Here is a 22,872-nt window from a genome sequence, read left to right as displayed (position 1 = left end):
GAGCGACAGACCGATACTATGGCAGCTTGCTCAATTATTTTTTCTATCCTACTGAACCTTCTAAAGAAATAGCCAACAATTTCTGTGCTTCTACGGCAAATTCCATTGGCAATTGATTTAACACCTCCTTGGCATATCCATTGACAATCAGCCCGACAGCTTTTTCAGAATCAATGCCACGCTGATTTAAATAGAACACCTGATCTTCTCCGATTTTTGATGTGGTTGCCTCATGTTCCAATTTAGCTGTCTTATTTCGGTTTTCAATATATGGAAAAGTATGTGCACCACATTTATCGCCGATCAACAAAGAATCACATTGCGTAAAGTTCCTGGAGTTATCCGCATTCGGACCAATTTTGACCAGTCCTCTGTAGCTATTATGACTCTTTCCAGCAGAAATTCCTTTAGAAACAATTTTGGATTTTGTGTTCTTACCGAGATGAACCATTTTAGTTCCCGTATCCGCAACCTGGTAGTTGCGAGTCATGGCCACCGAGTAAAACTCACCGATAGAATGATCACCTTTTAAGATTACGCCGGGATATTTCCATGTGATGGCTGACCCTGTCTCTACCTGGGTCCATGAAATCTTACTATTGTCCCCTTTACAGATACCACGTTTTGTCACAAAGTTATAGATACCACCTTTACCGTCCTTGTCACCGGGATACCAGTTTTGAACGGTCGAATATTTAATTTCAGCATCTCTTTCCGCAATTAGCTCTACCACTGCCGCATGCAATTGGTTTTCATCACGCATAGGCGCCGTACAACCCTCCAAATAAGAGACGTAAGCCCCTTCGTCCGCGACGATCAGTGTGCGCTCAAACTGTCCTGTATTCTGCGCATTAATACGGAAATAAGTAGACAATTCCATTGGACACTTAACGCCTTTTGGCACATACACGAACGAACCGTCCGAAAACACCGCTGAGTTTAGGGCTGCATAAATATTGTCCGTTTGCGGGACTACCGTCCCCAAATACTTCTTCACGAGGTCAGGATACTCCTGCACAGCTTCTCCAAATGAACAGAAAATAACGCCCTGCTCTTTTAGCTTTTCACGAAAAGTTGTCTTGACCGATACGGAATCAAAAACGGCATCGACAGCAACTACGCCAGCCAGTATTTTTTGCTCATCCAATGGGATGCCTAATTTTTCAAAAGTGGCAACCAGTTCGGGATCGACTTCCTCCATCGAATTGAGCTGTGGCTTGGCTTTAGGCGCCGCATAGTAAGATATATCCTGAAAATCAATTTCGGGCGCCTCAAAATTCTGCCATGTAGGCATTTTCAACGTCAGAAAATGGCGAAAAGCTTTCAGCCTCCACTCCAATAACCACTCAGGCTCATTCTTTTTTGCCGAAATAAAACGAACCGTATCCTCTGTAAGGCCTTTGGCTGCAATTTCCATTTCGATATCCGTCGTGAACCCGTATTTATATTCTTCGAGCTCCAGCTCTTTTAATAAATCGTCGTCTTTAGTACTCATATTGCGCTCTCACGGTTTAACTAATTTGGGAGGTTTGACCTCCGCAACTATCGAACTGCAAAGTTACAATTTCAAAGCCAATAAACAGTATTTTAAAGCGCTCTACAACATGATTTTTAATAAAAAAATGACATTTATCACTCTATTTAATCAAAATGCGCACATTTCGAACAATTATGACAGATAAATGATTTTAGATAAATTATATCTATACCTTTACCTAAACACTATAATTAAAAATAATTAATCATCAATAATTTTGTATATTTTTAAATTTCCAAATATAATTTTGTATATTTACAAATACTATTGATTATTAAGACTTAAGATATGCCGTTTGCACCAGACAAAACTGATTTAAAAATTCTCAAATTATTACAAGAGAATGGCCGTATTACTAACTTACAGTTAGCATCGAGCATAGGGCTTTCTCCCGCTCCAACTTTAGAGCGTGTAAGAAAACTTGAAAACTCCGGTTTCATCAAGAGCTATCATGCTTTTGTGGACGAAGAAAAATTAGGGCTAGGCATCAAATCCTTTATACAAATATCATTGGACTTCCACACTCATAATGCAATTCCAGAATTTGTAGCTGCTGTGAAAATGATTCCCGAGGTCACAGAATGCCACCATGTCACCGGCAACTGCGACTTCATCCTCAAAGTGTACGTAAAAGATATAAAAGCGTATGAAGGCGTTATTATGGAAAAAATCGCAAAGATCCCCTTCGTGAAAACCTTCCAAACAATGATGATTATGTCTACCAGCAAGAAAGAACCCATCATTCCGTTGGAATATTAAAAAATAACGATGAAAACATCATCCCAATACCAGGATTTTGCCCTAATTCTTGCTTGGCCTGATGCTACTATCCGCGGTGACGAAGTGTGGATGATGTTTTTAAAAAAATTGGGACTAGTCAAAAATCTCAATTTCAAAGTCGGCCATACAGGCATTGTATTGATCGAACGGGCTTCTGGAAAACTTAGATTCTACGACTTCGGGCGGTACATCTCTCCCAGAGGACAGGGAAGAGCGCGTTCGAAAGACTCCGACCCCAAACTAGCTATTGGTATCAGGGCTCAAATCAACGGCGACTGCATTCTAAACCTACTGGAAATTGTTCAATATTTTGAGACGATGAAGGATGCCATGCAAGGGTCTGGAGAACTCTATTTGGCCATAGTTGCTGAAATAGACTTTTGTATGGCAAAAGCATTTGCGGATAGCTGGGTGCGCCGGGGGTCCTACCCTTATGGTGCAGTGGCCAGAAACAACAATAACTGCTCCAGGTTTATCACCCGGCTTCTGATGCATGCATCCAAAAAGTTCCATTTCTGGCACAGCATCAACTTTCCCGAGACGATCAAAGCAAGTCCGATGAGCAACTTGGTCAACGCCGCTCCGGACAGAACGATTTACCGCTATTCGGATTCAGCAGGACTATGCTGTCTACGAATGAACCGCTTCTCTTCGCTCGCATTTCTGCTCAGAAAACTAAAGACCAATATCTGCCGAAGCCTCGCAAGTACGCTTCCCGAAGACATTACCATAGGCGGGATGGTACAAAAAGACCGACCCGCCGCTATTCCCTGCAGATCACAGTACTTGGGCGGCGTAGGTGAGGGCGCCTGGTTTTATATCGAGCCAGTAGACACTAATCAAGCGATCGTCCAACGTTATACCATACATGGAGATCTGGAATATACTGTACTGGCAAGGCCCACGCAGCCCATGGATTTTAACAGCCCTTATCACGTCTGTTACGATAGCCATTTTTTATTTACTCACCTCGAGCAGAACAGCATCACCATCCGGCTGGAACATGTACGCGTGCTATCTCTAGGCGAAATCAGCAGCACGTCAATGGACAAATACGCTTAAGACAAACGCCAGTCAATTGGCGTTTTACCATGTTCCTTCAGATATTGATTGGCCTTCGAAAAGTGTTTGCTACCAAAAAAACCTCGATGAGCAGAAAGAGGTGACGGATGCACCGATTTCAGAACAAGGTGCTTACGCGTGTCAATAAGTGCACTTTTCTGCTGTGCATAGCTGCCCCATAGCAAGAAAACAACGTGTTCACACCGTTCAGAAATAGCATGTATAATACTATCCGTAAACATTTCCCAGCCTTTCTTTTGATGTGAGCCAGCCAGATGCGCCTGCACGGTCAATGTAGCGTTCAGCAGCAGCACCCCTTGCTTCGCCCAGCTACTCAAATCCCCGGAGCGCGGCACTGTAAATCCGGCAATATCATCCTGCAGCTCTTTAAAAATATTTTTTAAGGAAGGCGGCAAAGCTATGCCTCCAGGCACAGAAAAAGACAGCCCATGTGCCTGCCCATCATTATGGTAAGGATCTTGTCCCAGAATGACAACTTTGACATCTGGCAACGGAGTCAATTTGAAAGCATTCATGACTAACCCCGCAGGTGGGAAGACTTTTGTACGCCTGCGCTCCTCCTGTACAAAGGCAGACAATTGTTTCATATAAGGCTGGCTGAATAACGGTTTCAATACCGGCGCCCACGAATCATCATATAGCTTTTCCATAAACCAAACTTAGAGAAAGTTGCATATAATGGCAAATTTAAAAGCCCCGACCCTCGCCGGGAAAAATATAATTTTACAAAATAACCACTTCAACAAGTTGCTTAAACGGTGAAATTAACGGATATTTGCAGAATTAAATTGAACACAAATATTTTTTAAACAACGATTTATGTCAAATCTCGTTAGAATTATCATTTGCAGTGCATTGCTGATCGGCACAATCGCTCTTTTTTGGACGGGAAACTGGGGCTGGGGAATATTGGGCATCCTGATCACCATTCTTGGTTTTGTCACTGTATTTTTTCACGAATACATGCTTATTGCGCAATGGTATATGCGCAAACAAGATATGGCAAGTGCCGAAAAATGGTTACGAAAAATCACCAATTATGAAAAACAGCTGATCCCGCAACAGCACGGCTATTACAATATGTTGATCGGACTGATCGAGTCGCAGCGCGCCCCGATGCAATCGGAAAAATATTTTAAGAAGGCTTTGGCACTCGGGCTACATATGGATCATAATATTGCTTTAGCGAAATTAAGTCTGGCTGGTGTTGCCATGGCAAAACGCAATAAAAGGGAAGCTGAAAAGTTACTTCAGGAAGCCAAAAAAGCTGACAAAAATAAACTGCTTGCTGATCAGATAAAAATGATGAAAGATCAGATGGGTATGCTTGACAAGCAGCAGATCAGGTACAACCGCTAACACAAAGACTTTATCAAAAAAAAGCGCTGTATATAAAATAACAGCGCTTTTTTTTGACATCAACAACAGCTCACTTCGCCAACAAGATCGGCACCTCCAAAAATTTTCCTTCTTCTTCACTACTCTCAAAAACGAGCTTCAAATGGGCAGGCCTGTCTGTCTTCCTCCAGTTTTTCACCACAACTTGTATATCAACAGGCCTATCTTCTTCCAACAGATAATGTAAATAGTTCTGCCGATCGTCAAATTTTATCAGCACATTGCCCATTTGTATGGATGAGAAAAAATGAGCCTGCTTTTTTTGATCGATAACCTGTGTCGAAAAAGTATTCATCTTAAATTCCCTCGGATCCCGGTTGTAGGATATGGCAAACAAATTAATCACCAGTTCTTTGTTGTTTTCATCTATATGATACTCTTTTAAATCAAATTGGATATCATCCACCAGCAACACCGAGTCCGCCGACTGGGCTCGCGTTGCCTCACCGATAAAACAAAGAAAAAATAGGACGGCCATCAGGCGCAACAGACTGCTCATAGATTTGCTATTTAAAAAGCCACCCCATGGTGGCTTCAGTATCTTAAAAAGTTAATGGATATTGTTATGCACGCAGGCGGTCAGCAGAGCGGATCAGTTTCTCATCTCTACGAACGCCCCCAAGCGCAAGTGCACAAAATATAATTGCAATAGGCAACAAGAAAAAACCTACACCAATATTCCCTGCACCTAGAAATTGACTTACTGTAGCAAGATGCGTGCTAGCCGATGAATACAACCATATCCCAAAAAAGATGATCGCGACCATCTCTATCCAGATCAGCAATATCTGTACTTTTCGTTGTCTAAACTTAAATATTGTAAATAGCGGCAACAATCCGAGCACAACGGTTACAATGGTCTGTAAAATATAACCAAAGCCGCCCTCATGCACAGGCTGACCAGCGCTAACACCGTAAATACCGGTTACTTTGACGTTCTTCCCCAGTCCAACAAGATCGCTATAGTTTACATACGGGAACAAAAACAGGCCAAATATAACTAATCCTGCCACTAACAAATAAACAGTTTGGATACGTTGAATCATATTTTAAATTTTTGTATATCGACAAACATAGATAAATTGCTTTTTATATGCAATATAAATACTTGCCATTTAAAACAATTTATTCCAATCCCAAAATCCCGCACTTCAGCACATTGGATCCATTCCGTCTGAAATCCAGACTATAGCTATTGCAGATAGCCGAAACATCAGGAAGTCGCATAACCACAAATAACACCAGAGGCTACCGTCTCGTATACAACAATTGAAAGCCCCATTTTGTTGTAATCGAAAACAGTTCTTTTTTTGTGCTTTTACTGGCTAACAACCCTAGGCAATTATTTTTCGATGCACTATCTTTGCAAAAATTTGATATCATGCTATACATATACGGAGCTACGGCCCACGCCAAGACGGCAGTGGATGTCGCCGAGGATCTCAACATACAAATTGGCGGTCTCATTGATAAATCCCTGTTGATTGAAGATGTATTTGATTACGCAGTACAGCTGCATCACGAATCGAAATATGCTGATGAAGTGTTTTTTGTCGCTGTGAAAAATCCGGGGCTACGGAAGAGAATCGTATCAGAAAACCCGAGCTGGAAATTTCAATCGCTGGTCCACCCTCGGGCCAATGTATCCAAAAGGGCTGAAATTGGCGAAGGTTGTATCATTCTCCCCGGAGCAACGATCGCTGCGGATGTACAGATCGGAGATCACTGCATTATTGCGGGGTCGGCCGTCATCGAGAGCAATACCATCATCGAGGACTATGTCAATATCGGCGCAAATGTTTCCATCGGCGCAAACGTACTTATCGGCCGCGGTTCAGAAATCAAGGCCAATACCCGGATTGAGGATGAGGAAACAATTGCGAAGGAAAGCGTCGTTTAAATTCCGGCAGAATGGAACTGTAGATCGTACAGCTTTTTATAATAACCGTCAAAAGACAAAAGTTCCTGATGCGTTCCGATTTCTTTGATCTCACCTTTGTCCAATACAATAATCTTATCTGCTTTTTGAATCGTGGACAAGCGGTGGGCGATAACAATCGAAGTTCTGCCGCGCATCAGGTTGTCTATTGCGCGCTGTATCATCTCCTCAGTTTCAGTATCCACGGAAGAAGTCGCCTCGTCGAGGATCAGAATTCTTGGGTCGTGTACCAAAGCGCGGATAAAGGATATCAACTGTGCCTGACCGGCAGATAGTGTAGCGCCCCTTTCTTTGACATCATAGTCATATCCCCCCGGAAGCCGCATAATAAAGTCATGTGCGCCAACCTCCTTCGCCGCCTCAATCACTTGCTCGCGTGTGATGGAAGGATCGCCTAAAGTGATGTTGTTGACCACGCTGTCCGAGAAAAGGAATACGTCCTGCAGTACTGTAGCAATCGTATTCCGCAGGTACTCCAGATCGTAGTCACGGATATTGACGCCATCTAGCAGGATCTCACCTTTATTGATTTCATAAAACCGGCTTAAAATATTGATCGTAGAGGATTTACCCGCTCCTGTGGCACCTACCAAAGCCAATGTTTCACCGGGCTTGACGATAAAATTTACATCTCTTAACACCCAGTTCTCATCATTGTAAGCAAACCACACATGCTTAAATGCTATTTCACCCTCGATATGCGCGGGTTTCAATGTCCCTAAATTCGGCGTCATTTCGTCTGTATCCAATACTTCGAAAATGCGCTCAGCACTGACCATCCCCATCTGAAGCGTATTAAATTTATCAATAAGCTCACGGATCGGCCTAAAGATCATATTGATATACATAATAAAAGCGACGACAACCCCCGGCGAAATCACATCTCCCATGATCTGTTTGGCGCCAAACCACACCAGCAGTCCCAGCGAAATCGCCATGATGATTTCCAGCACGGGAAAGAAGATCGAAAAATACCAGTTGGTACGAATATGTGCATTCCGGTGCTGTGCATTGATCTCCTTAAATTTGTCCATTTCCTGTCGCTCACGAGCAAAATATTGGATAATGCCTATGCCCGTAATATGCTCCTGCAAGAAGGTATTCAAGTTAGACACCCATTTCCGGACATCGATAAATGCGGCCTTCATCGCTTCTTTAAAAACATAGGTTGCCGCGATCATCAAAGGCATCGGAATGAGCACGATAAGTGTCAGCTTCCAGTCAGAATAAAACATGACTCCCAGAATGACTGCAAGTTGCAACAGATCGCCGATGATCTGGATCAATCCTTCCGAAAAGATATTGGACAGTGTCTCCAGATCAGAGATGGTCCGCGTGATCAGCTTGCCCAAGGCAGTACGGTCAAAATATTTCAAGCGCAGTTGAACAATATGATTAAACACCTGAATCCGGATATCACGGATCACGGATTGTCCCAGGGTATTGGTCATTAAGGTATGGTAATAACGGATCAAGGTCTGTATAATCACGAGCGCCAACATAGCAATCAACATATAAGATAACCCTTCGGTATCAAAATTTAAGATATAGTTGTCCAACGTATGCTGGATTAGCATGGGCAGGGCCGGGGCCACCGCAGCCAATAATATCGTTAAGATGACCGAAACCCAAAAAGCCGTTTGATAAGGGCGCATATAACGTCCCATACGGCGCAACAAATTTATATCGTAGGTTTTACCAGTTATTTTATCTTGACTCACGTTATTTTTATATATAAGGATATGCAACCTCTGTTAAATATAATCCATGCGCGGGCACAGACACCCCCGCCTTTTTCCGATCCTTGCTTTTAATCACCTCCTGCATAAATGAAGCAGGCCGGCCTTTCAGCCCGATCTCCAGTGATGTCCCAACAATGGCCCTTACCATATTGCGTAAGAAACGGTCAGCTGTGATGTAAAAAAGTAGGCGCCCGTCCTGCTGCCACACCCATTCAGCCCGACGGATGTCACATATATTTGTAAACACCTGCGTATGCGACTTACTGAAACACTCAAAATCCTGTTTACCCAACAAAAATTGAGCCGCCTCATTCATCTTGACTACATCTGGCCGATCCCGCATAAAGCATGAGTAAGGGTACAGAAAAGGATCCTTTTGAAAATGCAAATGATATTCATATGATCTATGGGTGGCGTCAAAACGCGCATGCGCATCGGCTGCAACTTCGATCAGTCGCTTTACGGCGACATCAAATGGTAATAAAGCATTGAGTGAATGGATAAAACGATCTTGGTCGGCTAATATACCTATAGGAGCAGCGTCAAAATGAGCATATAACTGCTTCGCATGTACGCCTGTATCTGTTCGGCCTGCCCCCGTCGTCTCAACAGGCTCGCGCAACAGGATTTCCAAAGCTTTATTTAAAACCTCCTGTACAGAAATAGCATTGTTCTGAATCTGCCACCCATGATAAGCTTGTCCAAAGTAGGCTATCTCCAAAAAAAAACGTCTTTTTTCCATTATACAACACAAAGGTACATTTTTCCGAATGAGCCACATTTCCTCATTCCAATATTTCGCTCTTTTTTGTCAACATTTAATGCTTATATGACAAAACTAATGCATCTGCTAGGCTAGGCGCAATGAGACAAAACAGGGTTACACATGATGCCTGGATAAGCTATAAGACACCAATCAAATTTTCGAATGCCATACCACGGGAGGCTTTCAATAATACGGTAGCTCCTTTGACGGGGTTCGTCTCCAATGCTGCCCTTGCCTGATCCGTCGTTTCATAGAACTCAGCTCCTTCGTGACAGTGCTCGAAAAATGCTTTCCCAACAAAGATTTTGCGATCAGCATCTACCGTTTTTACTTGCTCGACAAGTTTGCGGTGTTCCGCAAAAGACTCAGCCCCCAATTCAAACATGTCACCTAAGATAATAGCCTTTTTCTGTGCTTCTATCACCCGGATATTATCTAAAGCAGCAGCCATGCTGGTCGCATTGGCATTATAATAATCACAAATGACTGTATTATAAGCCGTGTTCATGATTTGTGAACGATTGTTGGTGGGCGCATAGCCTTCAATACCCTTATTGATCGCTTCGGCAGAAATCGCAAAATGCAGGCCTACGGCTATCGCTGCCAAAAAGTTTTCAGTATTATAAGAACCGGTCAACTGTGTATCGACTTCGTAAACTCGCTCCTCGCCTTTTCGCTTCCATGCAATCTGTAACAGTGGCGTCGCTTTCAGAAGCTTGCCGATCACATCGTTGTCTTCAGAGAATCCATAAGTGATAGTCTTGCTTATTTTGCGTGCGGCCGCCATTTCCTTAAGATGAGGATTGTCTGCCTGTAGGAACAATATACCTTCATGATCCTGCAGCCAATCGTACAATTCACCCTTTGTTTTTTTTACTCCTTCAAACGATCCAAAGCCTTCTAAATGTGCTTTGCCCACATTGGAGATCAGCCCATGTGTCGGCTGTGCAATATCACATAAAAAAGCAATCTCTTTCAGATGGTTGGCCCCCATTTCTATAATGGCAATTTCAACCGACTCATCGATAGCCAATACCGTTAAGGGTACACCGATATGATTATTGAGATTGCCTTTTGTCGCGTACGTCTTATATTTTTGAGAAACAACGGAATACAATAACTCCTTGGTTGTTGTCTTTCCGTTTGTTCCCGTAACGCCGATGACCGGAATATCTAACTGCCGACGATGGTGCTTCGCCAGTTCCTGTAAGGCTTGCAGCACATCATTCACCAAAATATATTCTTCCCCAGCCTTATAAATTTCTTCATCAATGACAACATACTTCGCTCCGATTTCTAACGCTTGTGCTGCAAAGGTATTTCCATTGAAATTGGCTCCTTTGAGCGCAAAAAATATACTATCCTTTTCGATCTTACGTGTATCTGTCGTAATATTTGGATACTGTTTATAAATCTGATATAAAGATTGGATGTCCATGTTTAGAAATTTGATGAACAAACTTAGATAAATTGCTTTTTATATGCAACACTTACAAATAGAGGCTCAAATCTCCCCATGGGCCGCATACCCTTGCTAACAACACCCTGCAATGCCTATAATTTTTGTTACGCAAACGTCACCGATAACGTTTGCGCATTTATTTTAAGCAATTTTCTTTAATGGCGGTTTTAATATTGGTAATTTCAATGACCAATTACAGTGTTGAAATGCGGGCTATCATACTTTCAGTTTTTCTATTTCCGGTCTTCCTCTTTGCTTTCACGGCGAAAAGTTATGACTTTATAGTAGCAAAAGATGGTTCAGGAGATTTTCGGACGATTCAGGAAGCGATTAATGCAGTACCTGATTTCCGAAAGAAGGAAACCGTGATCTATATCAAGAAGGGGCTTTATCAAGAGAAAATCACCATTGCTGGAAACAAACAGCAGCTCACTTTAATTGGTGAGGACAGATTCGAAACGATTATTAGTTACAATGATTACGCGCAAAAGAAAAATCGTTTTGGAGAGGAGATCGGCACTTCAGGTTCGGCAAGTTTTTACAGCTATGGAAACGGTTTAACAGCGATCAACCTGACTTTTGAAAACAGTTCAGGGCGCATAGGCCAGGCGGTGGCAGCGTGGATTGCCGGAGACTGTAGCCGGTTTATTCATTGTAGATTTCTGGGATTTCAGGACACTCTATATACGTATGGCAAAGGCGCCAGACAATTTTATTATCAATGTTATATAGAGGGTACTGTGGACTATATATTTGGTTCGTCCACAGCATGGTTTGAGCAATGTGAGCTACACTGTAAAGATAGCGGTTATATCACAGCAGCCTCGACGCCTGAAAATATAGCATATGGCTATATCTTCAACAACTGCAAAATAACCGGAACTCAGGACAGCAACAGCTTCTATCTGGGACGGCCTTGGCGCCCCCATGCGAAAGTTATTTTTATGCGTTGTTATCTTCCACCATTTATCAGGCCAGAAGGCTGGCATAACTGGAACAATGAGTCAAATGAAAGGACGGCCTACTTCGCCGAATACAGAAACCACGGTCCGGGTGCTTTGTCACAAAGCCGTGTCAAATGGGCTCAGCAATTACCGACGAATGAAGCGGATATGATTGATTTTAAACAGGTATTCAACGATTGGCAACCCAATATTACTATCGAACAATAAGTTATGACCGGTAACGATTGCATAAGTTTTCCATCGAAGTTAAGTGCAAACAATGTACAATTGCTTTTACAAATAACCGTTTTTAAACCAAAAATTTAAAAAAATGAATCCGTTTAGAAAGCAATCTTCCTATACATTGAAATCTGCCCTTACGGCGCTCCTCATGCTGCCTTTCGTCGGTATGGCCCAGGAACCGGTCCGACCGGTCATACAGCAGGTCAGTTTCAAAAGAGACACGCTGAATATTGTGGACTATGGTGCCAAAGGCGATGGCCAGTTCCTGAACACTTCCACGATAAACCGGGCGATCAAAGCGTGTAGCGACCAAGGTGGCGGCGTCGTCCTGATCCCCTCCGGACTCTGGCTCTCCGGCCCGATCGAAATGCAAAGCAACGTCAATCTACACCTCAAAAAAGATGCTGTTCTGTTATTCACAAGAGATTTTGATGAATATAAATTAGTTGAATCGAATTGGGAGGGTGAACCAGCCTGGAGAAACCAAAATCCGATATCTGGAAAGGAGCTCACCAATATCGCTATCACCGGCAACGGTATTATCGATGGCAATGGCGACGCCTGGAGAATGATCAAAAAAAGTAAATTGACAGCTTCACAATGGAAAAACCTTGTTGCCTCCGGAGGCATTGTGGATCCTGAAACAGAAATTTGGTATCCTTCTGAGAGCTCGCTCAGGGGTGCAAAAGAGAAAAAAGCTGGAACTATCCGTCCGGGAACAACGGTAAACGATTTTAAGAATGTAAAAGACTTTCTGAGGCCTAATTTATTGGTCTTTACAAACTGTAAAAAAATCCTGCTTGAAGGGGTCACGATACAGAACTCTCCCGCATGGAATATACATCCGCTCATGTGTCAGGACTTAACCTTACGCGGACTTACCGTTCGCAATCCCTGGTACGGACAGAACGGAGACGGAGTGGATGTAGAGTCTTGTAAAAATGTACTTATTGAGGACTGCTCCTTTGATGTGGGTGACGATGGCATATGCATCAAGTCAGGACGCGATCAAGCAGGACGTGACCGCGGTATGCCCACAGAAAATGTTATCGTTCGAAACAATGTGGTGTACCACGCACATGGTGGCTTTGTTATCGGTAGTGAGATGAGCGGTGGCGCACGCAATATTTGGGTAGAAGACTGCTCCTTTATTGGCACGGATATCGGCCTACGCTTTAAGACAACAAGAGGCCGCGGTGGCGTCGTAGAGAATATCTTTATCAATAATATCAATATGATCGACATTCCTGGCGAAGCTATCTTATTTGATATGTACTATGCCGCGGTAGACCCAGTGCCATTGGCCGGAGAAAAGAGAGCTGCAGTAAAGACGGTAAAACTTGCTGTTACGGAGGAGACTCCGCAGTTTAGAAATTTCTATATCAAGAACATCGTCGCTAAAGGTGCTTCGAAAGGTATTTTCTTCCGTGGCCTCCCCGAAATGCATATCCAAAATATCCATATAGAAAATGCAACGTTAGAAGCGACTAAGGGTATTGAAATTATTGAAGCATCAACGATCCAATTGAAGGATATCATTCTAAAAACAAAGGATAGTGCTCCGTTGATTGCTGTCAACAACAGCAGTTCCATTAACCTGGAAAATATTCAGGCTTTAAATTCACCTGAGCTATTTATCCAGGTCGCAGGCGAAAACAGCAGCAAGATCAATCTGTCCAAATCCAATATAAAATCAGCGAAGAAAGACAAACAGTTTATCGACGGAAGTACGCACAAATCCCTAACCATCACAAATTAGAATACCATGAAAAAGTTACTTATCCTTCTTTTCAATGTTGTCGTTCTGGGTTCTTTTAATGGATTTGCACAGCAGAAAGCCCTATCAGAACAAATGGCCACGACGGTATTGAACAAAATTTACCCAGACACGCTCTTCACTAACCCAGGCAAATTTCCTAAGTGGTCATACGATATGGGGGTTATTTTTGAGGGGCTGACAGAAGTATGGCGCAACACAGGAAATGGGGAGTATTTCAACTATATACAATCCCGCATGGACCCCTATTTAAGTATTCCAGACTCGATAAAAAATTATAGAGCTACGGATTTCAATATCGACAATATTAAAAATGGCACGACCTTGTTGATGCTGTACAAGGTAACGGGACAGGAAAAATACCTGAAAGCGTGCCATCAGCTATATGCCCAGCTCAAAAAACATCCGCGTACCAATGAAGGCGGGTTTTGGCATAAGAAGATATATCCTTATCAGATGTGGCTCGATGGTCTCTATATGGGGCAGCCCTTTTATGCGGAATACGCTAGTTTGATGAATATCCCAAGTGCTTTTGATGACATCGCAAATCAATTCGTATACATGGAGAAAAACGCACGGGACCCCAAAACAGGCCTACTATATCACGGTTGGGACGAATCTAGAAAGGAACGCTGGTCAGACCCCAAAACAGGCTTATCTCGACATTTTTGGGGCCGTGGCATGGGCTGGTACGTCATGGCTCTTGTCGATGTATTGGATTATTTCCCGGAAAACCATTCCCGCAGGCCTGAATTGATAGCGATATTGAACAGAACCTTATCGGCAGTGACCAAATATCAGGACAGCAAAACTGGAGTATGGTATGATATCGTCGATTTGGGTACCCGAGAAGGCAATTATCTAGAAGCTTCGGCATCCAGTATGTTTGTATTCGCTTTAGCAAAATCGTTGCGTAAAGGATACATACCAAACTCATTTGAAAAGAATCTGGATTTCGCTTTCCAAGGCCTTGTTAGCGAATTTACCTCTCCTGCGGGTAAAGATCAGATAAATCTCAACAAGGTTGTTGAAGTATCCGGATTGGGCGGCAGCAAAAACTATCGCGATGGTAGTTTTGAATACTATATGAGTGAGCCTGTCATCACCAATGATCCAAAAGGTGTGGGGGCCTTTATTCTGGCTGCCTCCGAAGTTGAATTCTTACGCGCAAGAAAAGGGAAAAAGAGCCTGAATATCACCTTGGATAACTATTACAACAACGAATTTAAACGTACCGCCTCAGGACAGCTCAAACCCTACCATTATCTATGGGATGGTGATGATAATAATGGCTTTTCGTTGTGGGGCCGAATCTTTGAAAAAAATGGTGGTCAGCTCCAAACGCTCAAAGAAGCGCCTACAAAACGTCATCTGGCACGATCAAGCATTTATATTATCGTGGATCCTGATACGGAAAAAGAAACCGAAAAGCCGAATTTCATGAATGAGGCAGATGCAAAGCAAATCACCGACTGGGTAAAGAAGGGTGGGGTCCTTGTCCTTATGCTGAATGACAAAGGAAATTGTGAAATCAGCAAATTTAATACTTTGTGCAAGCAGTTCGGCATCACGTTCAATGAAGATAGCCGTAACCGCGTCAAAGGAAGGGAATTCGAGACCGGAGCAATCGCCATTCCACAAGGCAATAAAGTGTTTCCAAACACGTCAAAAATATATATCAAAGAGATTTCGACTTTGCGGGTGACGTCACCTGCGCAGGCCTTGATAAAGGATAATGGTGACAATATCATCGCGATAGCAACCTATGGAAAAGGAACGGTATTCGCTATCGGCGACCCTTGGCTGTACAACGAGTACACTGACGGACGAAAGCTTCCTAAAGAATACCAAAATTTTACCGCAGCAAATGACCTTACCGAGTGGTTGGTGAAACAAGCTAAAAAATAATACAAATATGGAAGTGTCTTATTGCAAAATCATCTGTTTAGCTGCGCTCACACTGAGTCTTTACCCTTTGCGCGCTCAAATTCAGAAGGACTCCCTTGCTGATAAGATCTTGTTGTATCAACTTCCAAATGGTGCATGGCCCAAACAGCTGATCGATAAAAGTGTAGTAGACTATAGACTGCCTATCGACGGCCGCCTTAGAAAAAAAATAAAAGACACTGGAATTGATCATGCAACCATAGACAACAACGCAACGACGAGAGAAATAAATAGCCTCATCAAAGCTTATGGTACAACAAAACAGGAAGCTTATTTAAAGGGTGCCGAAAAAGGGATAGCCTATCTCCTTTCTGCACAGTATGAAAATGGCGGATTTCCGCAATATTATCCCAACAAATCGCTTTATCGTGCCGAAATCACTTATAACGACAATGCCATGATCAATGCTCTTCGTGTGCTGGATAACGTTGCTAAAGCGCAACATGGCTTTGAGGCAATTCATACAGACTATCGAAAAAGAGCTCAGTCGGCTGTCGAGAGAGGGATAGCTTGCATCCTTAAAACGCAGATTATCCAAAACACAACACTCACGATCTGGGCAGCACAATATGATGAGAAAAACCTGACAGCAGCACAGGCACGGAAATTTGAGCCCGCAGCCTTGAGCACAAGTGAATCGGTCGCTATCGTACGCTTCCTTATGCAACAACCCGCCACTGCGCAGATTCAATTGGCTATAACTCGTGCAATCAGCTGGTTTCAAAATAATAAAATTAAAGGCTACCGCTTCGCTACTGAAAAAAATCAATCAACTGGGCAAACGGAGCGTAAGCTTATCCCAGACAGCGCATCCGTGGTCTGGGCACGTTTTTATGACCTTCAGGACAATAGGCCACTTTTTGGAGACAGGGATAATTCCATTAAGTACAAGTTCGAAGAATTGTCAGAAGAACGGAAGAATGGTTATGCATGGTTTGGAGACTGGCCTGAAAAATTAATCCGTGTGGACTATTTAAAATGGAAACAACAACATCAAATTCAATAATAGAAAAGAGCAATGCTACTTACACAAGATACATTACAATCCATTGCTTCCGATTTGGTCGATACACCAACAGAAGCCTCATTTTTATATCCTGAAAAAATACTTCAGTTTGGGACGGGTGTTTTACTTCGGGGCCTACCGGACTACTTTGTGAACAAAGCAAACCAGCAGGGGCTATTCCGGGGAAGAATTGTAGTCATCAAATCAACAAGCGCCGGTACTGCAGATTCGTTTGAACAGCAAAACAACTTATATACTTTGTGCATAAAGGGGTTGGACGAAGGCAAAGAAATATCAAGCTACGAGATAAATAATAGTATTTCTCGCGTGCTCTCAGCAAGCGAATCCTGGCAAGAAATACTGAAAAACGCAGAAAACCCCGCTCTTGAGATCGTTTTCTCCAATACCACTGAAGTCGGTATCGTGATGAGTGAAGACCTTGTTGACGACAATCCTCCAAAGTCTTTCCCCGGCAAGCTTTTGGCTATTTTATACCACCGGTTTAAACATTTTGCCGGCGACATTACGAAAGGGCTAACGATCGTGCCGACCGAACTGATAACGGATAATGGCAGCAAATTAAAAAAGATTATTTTTGACCTTGCTCAACAGAACAGTCTGTCAGCAGATTTTATAGAATGGCTGACGGGAGCCAACGACTTTTGCAATACTTTGGTGGACCGTATTGTCCCCGGTGCGCTATCGCCGGCAGACTATGTAAAGACAACAGCGATGTTAGGATATGAGGATCAGTTGATGATCATGGCCGAACCCTTCCGTTTGTGGGCCATCGAAGCAACATCCGACCGTGTAAAACAGCGCTTATCCTTCGCCGTAGCGGATTCCAGCGTGCTGCTGGTCCCCTCCATAGAAAAGTACAAAGAAATTAAGCTCAGGCTCCTCAATGGAACGCATACACTGAGCTGCGCAATGGCACTTCTATCGGGCTTCACTACCGTCAAAGAAGCCATGCAGAACGCTGCGTTCAGCCAATTTATCCGCTTGCTGATGCAAGATGAAATTGGACCATCCATCTTAAACACAGCGATTTCTCAAAACGACGTGAAGGATTTTTCATCAAAAGTTATGGATCGCTTCGCCAATCCTTATCTCGAACATAAATGGGAATCAATAGCCCTCAACTACAGTTCGAAAATGGCCATGCGTAATATCCCTTTATTGGATAAATGGTATGGCAGCCACAGCGAGGCACCGCAGCTATTCGCTCTGGGATTTGCAGCTTACCTTTACTTTTTAAAGTCAGAACGGAAAGATAGCCATTACATACGGACCATCAATGGACGCACCATCGAAATTCAGGATGAATCTGCAGCAGTCTTTTATGAGGCCTGGCAGCAGCCGGAGACGGTTGTTCATACCGTTCTTTCGAACGTAGGCTTATGGAATAGGGATCTGACCAAGTTTCCCGGACTGGAAGAAAGTGTAGACCGACAGCTAAAACAGATTATTCACAATGGTGCGTTGCAAGCGCTAACTATTTTGGAACATGAAAAATAAAGTACTTAAAATACATCCGAAAGACAACGTTCTGGTCGCTTTACAGGATCTAAAAAAGGGTGATGCTATCTCGTTTGAAGGAGCACATTATATCCTGCAGGAAGATATTCCCGCCAAACACAAATTTTTTATGCATGATATGCGTTTCGGCGATGAGATCCGAATGTATGGTGTGCTTGTCGGAAAAGCGCAATTTGACATTCCGCAAGGGAGTATAATGAATACCGAAAACACCAAACATGCTGCGGAGCCTTATCATTTCAGACCTTCCCAGTACCATTGGGACAAACCCGATGTCTCTAAATTCGAGACAAGGACCTTCAACGGATACCTACGCAGAGACGGACGGGCCGGAACAGCCAATTATTGGCTCTTCATCCCGACAGTATTTTGTGAAAACAGGAACTTGGATGTCATCAAAGAGGCTCTCTACAATGAGCTTGGGTACTCCGTTACCGGGAAATATAAAAATTTCACACACCAGCTGCTGCAAGCCTATGAAAAAGGGGAAACCTTGGATCTGTCTTCATTGGAAAAACTCAATACCAGTACAGCGCAATCCAGCCGGGTATTCAAAAATGTCGATGGGATCAAATTTCTCAACCATCAGGGCGGCTGTGGCGGAATACGACAGGATGCGGCGGTCTTAAGTAAACTGCTTGCGGCTTATGCTGACCATCCCAACGTAGCCGGTGTGACAGTATTAAGCCTAGGCTGTCAGAATCTACAACTAAACGACTTGGTGAACGACATCAAGCTTCGCAATCCCAATTTTGATAAACCGCTATATGTATTTGAACAGCAACAATCGAAGAGCGAGGAACAGCTGATTAAGGAAGCCATACTGCAGACCTTCATCGGCCTTACAGAAATCAACAAAATTACCAGACAACCGGTGCCTTTAAGCAAATTGACACTCGGTGTCAAGTGTGGTGGCAGTGATGGTTTCAGCGGTATTTCGGCGAATCCAGCTGTCGGTTATACGGCTGATCTCCTGGTCGCTTTGGGGGGGAAGGTGCTTCTAGCGGAATTTCCGGAATTATGCGGTGCCGAACAGAATCTTATAGACCGGACGTTGGATCCTGCCGCAGCCAATAAATTTATCGACTTGATGACCGCCTATAGCAATGCCGCGGAGGCTGTAGGCTCGGGGTTTTATATGAATCCTTCACCGGGCAATATACGTGACGGACTCATTACGGATGCCATCAAAAGTAATGGCGCTGCCAAAAAAGGCGGCACCTCCCCTGTAGTCGATGTCCTCGATTATACGGAGACAGCCACAAAAGCCGGACTTAATCTGGTCTGCACACCAGGCAACGATGTCGAAGCCACAACCGGTAAAGCAGCCGCAGGCGCCACCTTAATTTTATTTACTACGGGACTGGGCACCCCTACCGGTAATCCAATATGCCCGGTAATCAAAGTCGCCACCAATAATACATTGGCAAAGAAAATGGCCGACATCATTGACATTAATACCGGCCCTATTATCGATGGTGACAAAACAATCCAGGAAATGGGCGAAGATATACTCGAGTATTGCATCAAAGCAGCCAGCGGTGAGGTAATTCCCAAGGCTGTTCAATTAAATCAGGACGACTTCATCCCTTGGAAAAGAGGTGTGAGCTTATAAATTTATATAGTATGAAAGCATTCTTAGACGAAAACTTTTTATTAAACTCAAAAACAGCAGAAGTGCTGTACCACAATTATTCAAAACAGCTACCCATTATCGACTATCATAATCATCTGATTCCGGAGCAGATCGCCAATGATATTAAATTTGAAAATATCAGTCAGGTCTGGCTCCATGGTGATCATTATAAATGGCGGGCGATGCGCGCCAATGGTGTGAATGAACGGTATATTACGGGCGATGCCTCAGACGAAGAAAAATTCATGAAATGGGCAGAAACAGTGCCTTATACATTACGCAACCCGCTACATCACTGGACGCACCTTGAGCTCCAACGCTATTTTGGCATAACGGACTTACTTTCTCCGAAAACAGCCGCTAAAATATATGCGGATACCGGTCAGCTCCTACAGCAAGACAGCCATTCTGTACGCGGATTATTGAAAATGATGAATGTTGAAGTAGTCTGTACTACGGACGATCCTATTGATAGTTTGGAATTCCATCAACAATTCGCCGGAGAAAACGAGTCCTTCAAAATGCTTCCGGCGTTTCGTCCCGACAAAGCCATGAACGCCGATGACCTGGTCGCGCTGAACCAATATATCGACAAACTGGAAGAAGTCTGTAACGTGACCATCCACAGCTTAGGAGATTATCTGCGCGCATTGAAAGCCAGACATGACTTTTTCGCTGCCAATGGATGTAGTGTTTCTGATCATGGCCTTGAGCAGATTTACGCCGAAGATTATACCGAACAGGAAATTGCCTCGATTTTCGACAAAATACGGTCAAAAAAAGAAATTTCCTTCGATGAAAACCTGAAATTCAAATCCGCCATGCTGATCTATTTTGCAGAGTGGGATCACGAAAAAGGATGGGTTCAACAATATCACCTGGGCGCATTGCGCAATAATAATGCGCGTATGCACCGCTTAATCGGGCCAGATACAGGGTGGGATTCGATCGGCGATTTTAGCCAGGCCCGCGCATTGTCAAAATTTTTGAATAAATTAGACAATCAGGATAAGCTAACCAAGACCATCTTGTATAACCTCAATCCGGCAGACAATGAGCTCATTGCAACCATGATTGGGAACTTTAACGATGGATCTATCAAAGGAAAAATTCAATTTGGCTCAGCTTGGTGGTTTTTGGATCAGAAAGATGGTATGACAAAGCAGATTAACGCGCTTTCAAATATGGGGCTATTAAGTCGTCTTGTCGGCATGTTGACTGATTCCCGAAGCTTCCTTTCGTTCCCGAGACATGAATACTTCCGGAGATTGCTGTGTGACATCTTCGGGCAGGACATCGAAAGAGGCGAGATACCGAACGATATCGAATGGGTAGGCAAAATCGTACAGGACATCAGTTATAATAACGCACGAGAATATTTTGAATTTTAACAAAATGCAGGGTAAAGTACTAAGCTTTGGCGAATTGCTGTTGCGCATCTGTCCCGACATCGAACAGAACTGGATTGAACAGCATCAACTACCTTTCTATGTAGGGGGAGCAGAACTGAATGTGGCGACTGCTCTCGCCCTTTGGAATGTGCCATCCTCTTATTTATCAGCAGTGCCTCAAAATGCCATTTGTGAAAGCATCGACCAGTATCTGCAACGGAAGAATATCGATACAACATCCATGCAATGGACGGGAGACCGACTGGGAATATATTATCTGCCCAAGGGGAAGGACCTCAAAAACGCAGCCGTGATTTACGATCGGGCACATTCTTCTTTTGCCAGTCTGAAGGTAGGCAGTATCGATTGGCATCAGGTGTTTGCAGATGTCAAATGGTTCCATTTCTCTGCGATTTGTCCAGCTATCAGCCAGGAGGTCGCCGACCTTTGCCTGGAGGCGGTACAGGTCGCCCAAGAGAAGGGCATATTTGTGTCCCTGGATCTGAATTATCGGTCCAAGCTGTGGAAATATGGAAAAGCTCCAAAAGAAGTGATGCCGGAGATAGCAAAACACTGTAACCTTATCATGGGCAATATCTGGGCTGCCCATCAGATGCTCGACACAAAGCTAGACGGACAGTTCCTGACACAGGACTCAGGTTATAAGGATGAGAATTTGCTCACACAGGCCCTGGAAACGAGCCAGGAAATCATTGCCACCTATCCACGTTGCCAGTATGTAGCCAATACCTTCCGCTTTGACTATCAGCTCAAAGGCATCAGATATTATACCACATTGTTTGACAAGGACAATCTGATCAGGTCGAAAGAGTATATCTCAGAGGATATTTTAGACAAAGTCGGAAGTGGCGACTGCTTTATGGCAGGATTAATTTACGGTTTATATTCCAACCTGCCACCAAAAGAAACACTGGAGTTTGCAACGCTTGCTGCATTCGATAAACTATTTATTGCCAGCGATGCAACCACAAGCACAGTAGAAGATATAAAAAAAAGAATGAGAGCATGAGTTTGAAAGACATTGTACTACAAAAAATCATTGAACAGGGAACACTTCCGCTATTCTTCGATCACGATAGAGAGAGAAGTGCCGCTATTCTACGCACGCTGTATCAAGCAGGCGTACGTGTATTTGAATTTACCAATAGAGGCGCAGAAGCTCTTGAGGTATTCGAGCACCTAATCGCCGTAAGAGATGCTGAAATGCAAGACCTTTACTTGGGTATCGGGACAATCAAATCTGTGGAAGACGCACAGCAGTTCCTTCAAGTAGGTGCAGATTTCATTGTTGCACCCCTTGTAAATCCACTGGTTGGCTCTCTTGTTCATGAGCAGCATAAATTATGGATTCCGGGCTGTATGACACCGACTGAAATCTATACAGCGCAGCAACAAGGCGCTGCCCTGATTAAATTGTTCCCGGCCAATATCCTGGGCCCTGCATTTATGAGCTCCATCCGCGAGCTTTTTAAAGACCAAAAGTTTATGCCCACTGGCGGCGTGGAAATTGAGATGGAGAATCTGAAAGCTTGGTTCAGATCCGGAGTATGTGCAGTAGGCATGGGTAGCAAGCTTATAGATCCTAAAGATACAGCCCAATTATTCGAAAACACGAAGAAAGCACTTGACTTCGTTTCAAAAGCACGACAACAATAAAAATA

Annotated in this window: 20 protein-coding genes; 13 read left to right on the top strand and 7 right to left on the bottom strand. The window is 43.5% G+C overall.

Annotated features, from left to right (window positions below):
• Positions 1-43: 43 nt before the first annotated feature.
• Positions 44-1,495, bottom strand: a complete 1,452-nt coding sequence (gene sufB / locus FGL37_RS08555) for a Fe-S cluster assembly protein SufB (protein WP_028071043.1) — start codon at positions 1,493-1,495, stop codon at positions 44-46.
• A 330-nt stretch (positions 1,496-1,825) separates the two neighbouring features.
• Here sufB and FGL37_RS08550 point away from each other — a divergent pair, with 330 nt between their 5' ends.
• Both FGL37_RS08550 and FGL37_RS08545 read left to right on the top strand, forming a co-directional pair.
• Entirely contained in the window at positions 1,826-2,296 is a 471-nt protein-coding gene (locus FGL37_RS08550; protein ID WP_028071042.1) for an Lrp/AsnC family transcriptional regulator, read from the top strand.
• Between the two features lie 9 nt (positions 2,297-2,305).
• Complete coding sequence (locus tag FGL37_RS08545) at positions 2,306-3,379, top strand: DUF6695 family protein (RefSeq protein WP_028071041.1); 1,074 nt, start codon at positions 2,306-2,308, stop codon at positions 3,377-3,379.
• On the opposite strand, the gene ung is transcribed toward FGL37_RS08545, so the two are convergent.
• A complete protein-coding gene (gene ung / locus FGL37_RS08540) occupies positions 3,376-4,050 on the bottom strand; it encodes a uracil-DNA glycosylase (RefSeq protein WP_028071040.1) in 675 nt (224 codons plus the stop codon). The genes FGL37_RS08545 and ung overlap by 4 nt on opposite strands.
• Positions 4,051-4,219: 169 nt before the next feature.
• On the opposite strand from ung, the gene FGL37_RS08535 reads away from it, so the two are divergent.
• The gene (locus FGL37_RS08535) at positions 4,220-4,759 is read left to right on the top strand and encodes a tetratricopeptide repeat protein (protein ID WP_028071039.1); all 540 of its coding nucleotides are present in this window, start codon (positions 4,220-4,222) and stop codon (positions 4,757-4,759) included.
• Between the two features lie 70 nt (positions 4,760-4,829).
• Here FGL37_RS08535 and FGL37_RS08530 read toward each other — a convergent pair whose 3' ends face one another.
• Positions 4,830-5,297, bottom strand: a complete 468-nt coding sequence (locus FGL37_RS08530; protein WP_232048661.1) for a hypothetical protein — start codon at positions 5,295-5,297, stop codon at positions 4,830-4,832.
• A 64-nt stretch (positions 5,298-5,361) separates the two neighbouring features.
• A complete protein-coding gene (locus FGL37_RS08525; RefSeq protein ID WP_028071037.1) occupies positions 5,362-5,844 on the bottom strand; it encodes a DUF4293 domain-containing protein in 483 nt (160 codons plus the stop codon).
• Between the two features lie 335 nt (positions 5,845-6,179).
• On the opposite strand from FGL37_RS08525, the gene FGL37_RS08520 reads away from it, so the two are divergent.
• Complete coding sequence (locus tag FGL37_RS08520) at positions 6,180-6,698, top strand: PglD-related sugar-binding protein (protein ID WP_138096751.1); 519 nt, start codon at positions 6,180-6,182, stop codon at positions 6,696-6,698.
• Here the strand turns inward: FGL37_RS08520 and FGL37_RS08515 are convergent.
• From FGL37_RS08515 to FGL37_RS08505, 3 genes are all read right to left on the bottom strand, one after another.
• On the bottom strand, positions 6,695-8,458 hold the full coding sequence (locus FGL37_RS08515) for an ABC transporter ATP-binding protein (RefSeq protein ID WP_028071036.1): 1,764 nt from the start codon (positions 8,456-8,458) through the stop codon (positions 6,695-6,697). The genes FGL37_RS08520 and FGL37_RS08515 overlap by 4 nt on opposite strands.
• Positions 8,459-8,465: 7 nt before the next feature.
• Positions 8,466-9,221, bottom strand: coding sequence for a tRNA pseudouridine(38-40) synthase TruA (gene truA / locus FGL37_RS08510; RefSeq protein WP_028071035.1), 756 nt, complete (start codon positions 9,219-9,221; stop codon positions 8,466-8,468).
• 160 nt (positions 9,222-9,381) lie between these two features.
• Positions 9,382-10,683: a UDP-N-acetylmuramoyl-tripeptide--D-alanyl-D-alanine ligase gene (locus FGL37_RS08505; protein ID WP_028071034.1), complete on the bottom strand. Its 1,302-nt coding sequence runs from the start codon at positions 10,681-10,683 to the stop codon at positions 9,382-9,384.
• A gap of 209 nt (positions 10,684-10,892) precedes the next feature.
• Here FGL37_RS08505 and FGL37_RS08500 point away from each other — a divergent pair, with 209 nt between their 5' ends.
• The 9 genes from FGL37_RS08500 (at position 10,893) to FGL37_RS08460 (ending at position 22,867) form a co-directional block, all read left to right on the top strand.
• The gene (locus tag FGL37_RS08500; protein WP_232048660.1) at positions 10,893-11,879 is read left to right on the top strand and encodes a pectinesterase family protein; all 987 of its coding nucleotides are present in this window, start codon (positions 10,893-10,895) and stop codon (positions 11,877-11,879) included.
• 103 nt (positions 11,880-11,982) lie between these two features.
• Complete coding sequence (locus tag FGL37_RS08495) at positions 11,983-13,653, top strand: glycoside hydrolase family 28 protein (protein WP_081817934.1); 1,671 nt, start codon at positions 11,983-11,985, stop codon at positions 13,651-13,653.
• A gap of 6 nt (positions 13,654-13,659) precedes the next feature.
• Entirely contained in the window at positions 13,660-15,579 is a 1,920-nt protein-coding gene (locus tag FGL37_RS08490; protein ID WP_028071032.1) for a glycoside hydrolase family 88/105 protein, read from the top strand.
• Positions 15,580-15,586: 7 nt separating this feature from the next.
• Positions 15,587-16,624, top strand: a complete 1,038-nt coding sequence (pelA, locus tag FGL37_RS08485) for a pectate lyase (RefSeq protein ID WP_037533925.1) — start codon at positions 15,587-15,589, stop codon at positions 16,622-16,624.
• A 12-nt stretch (positions 16,625-16,636) separates the two neighbouring features.
• On the top strand, positions 16,637-18,142 hold the full coding sequence (locus FGL37_RS08480) for a tagaturonate reductase (RefSeq protein ID WP_028071030.1): 1,506 nt from the start codon (positions 16,637-16,639) through the stop codon (positions 18,140-18,142).
• Positions 18,132-19,778: a UxaA family hydrolase gene (locus FGL37_RS08475; RefSeq protein WP_028071029.1), complete on the top strand. Its 1,647-nt coding sequence runs from the start codon at positions 18,132-18,134 to the stop codon at positions 19,776-19,778. The genes FGL37_RS08480 and FGL37_RS08475 overlap by 11 nt, the downstream gene beginning before the upstream one ends.
• A gap of 11 nt (positions 19,779-19,789) precedes the next feature.
• Positions 19,790-21,190 carry a glucuronate isomerase gene (gene uxaC / locus FGL37_RS08470; RefSeq protein ID WP_028071028.1) on the top strand — a complete coding sequence of 467 codons (1,401 nt, stop codon included), beginning with the start codon at positions 19,790-19,792 and terminating at the stop codon, positions 21,188-21,190.
• 4 nt (positions 21,191-21,194) lie between these two features.
• Positions 21,195-22,220 (top strand): sugar kinase, encoded by a 1,026-nt coding sequence (locus tag FGL37_RS08465; protein WP_028071027.1) that lies wholly within the window; start codon positions 21,195-21,197, stop codon positions 22,218-22,220.
• Positions 22,217-22,867, top strand: coding sequence for a beta/alpha barrel domain-containing protein (locus tag FGL37_RS08460; RefSeq protein ID WP_028071026.1), 651 nt, complete (start codon positions 22,217-22,219; stop codon positions 22,865-22,867). Before FGL37_RS08465 ends, FGL37_RS08460 begins: the two co-directional genes overlap by 4 nt.
• Positions 22,868-22,872: the final 5 nt, after the last annotated feature.

It is taken from the genome of Sphingobacterium thalpophilum (assembly GCF_901482695.1).
GTDB classification, from domain to species: Bacteria; Bacteroidota; Bacteroidia; order Sphingobacteriales; family Sphingobacteriaceae; genus Sphingobacterium; species Sphingobacterium thalpophilum.
Note: the sequence above shows the minus strand (reverse complement) of the source record. Positions and strands in the feature narration are given on the sequence as shown.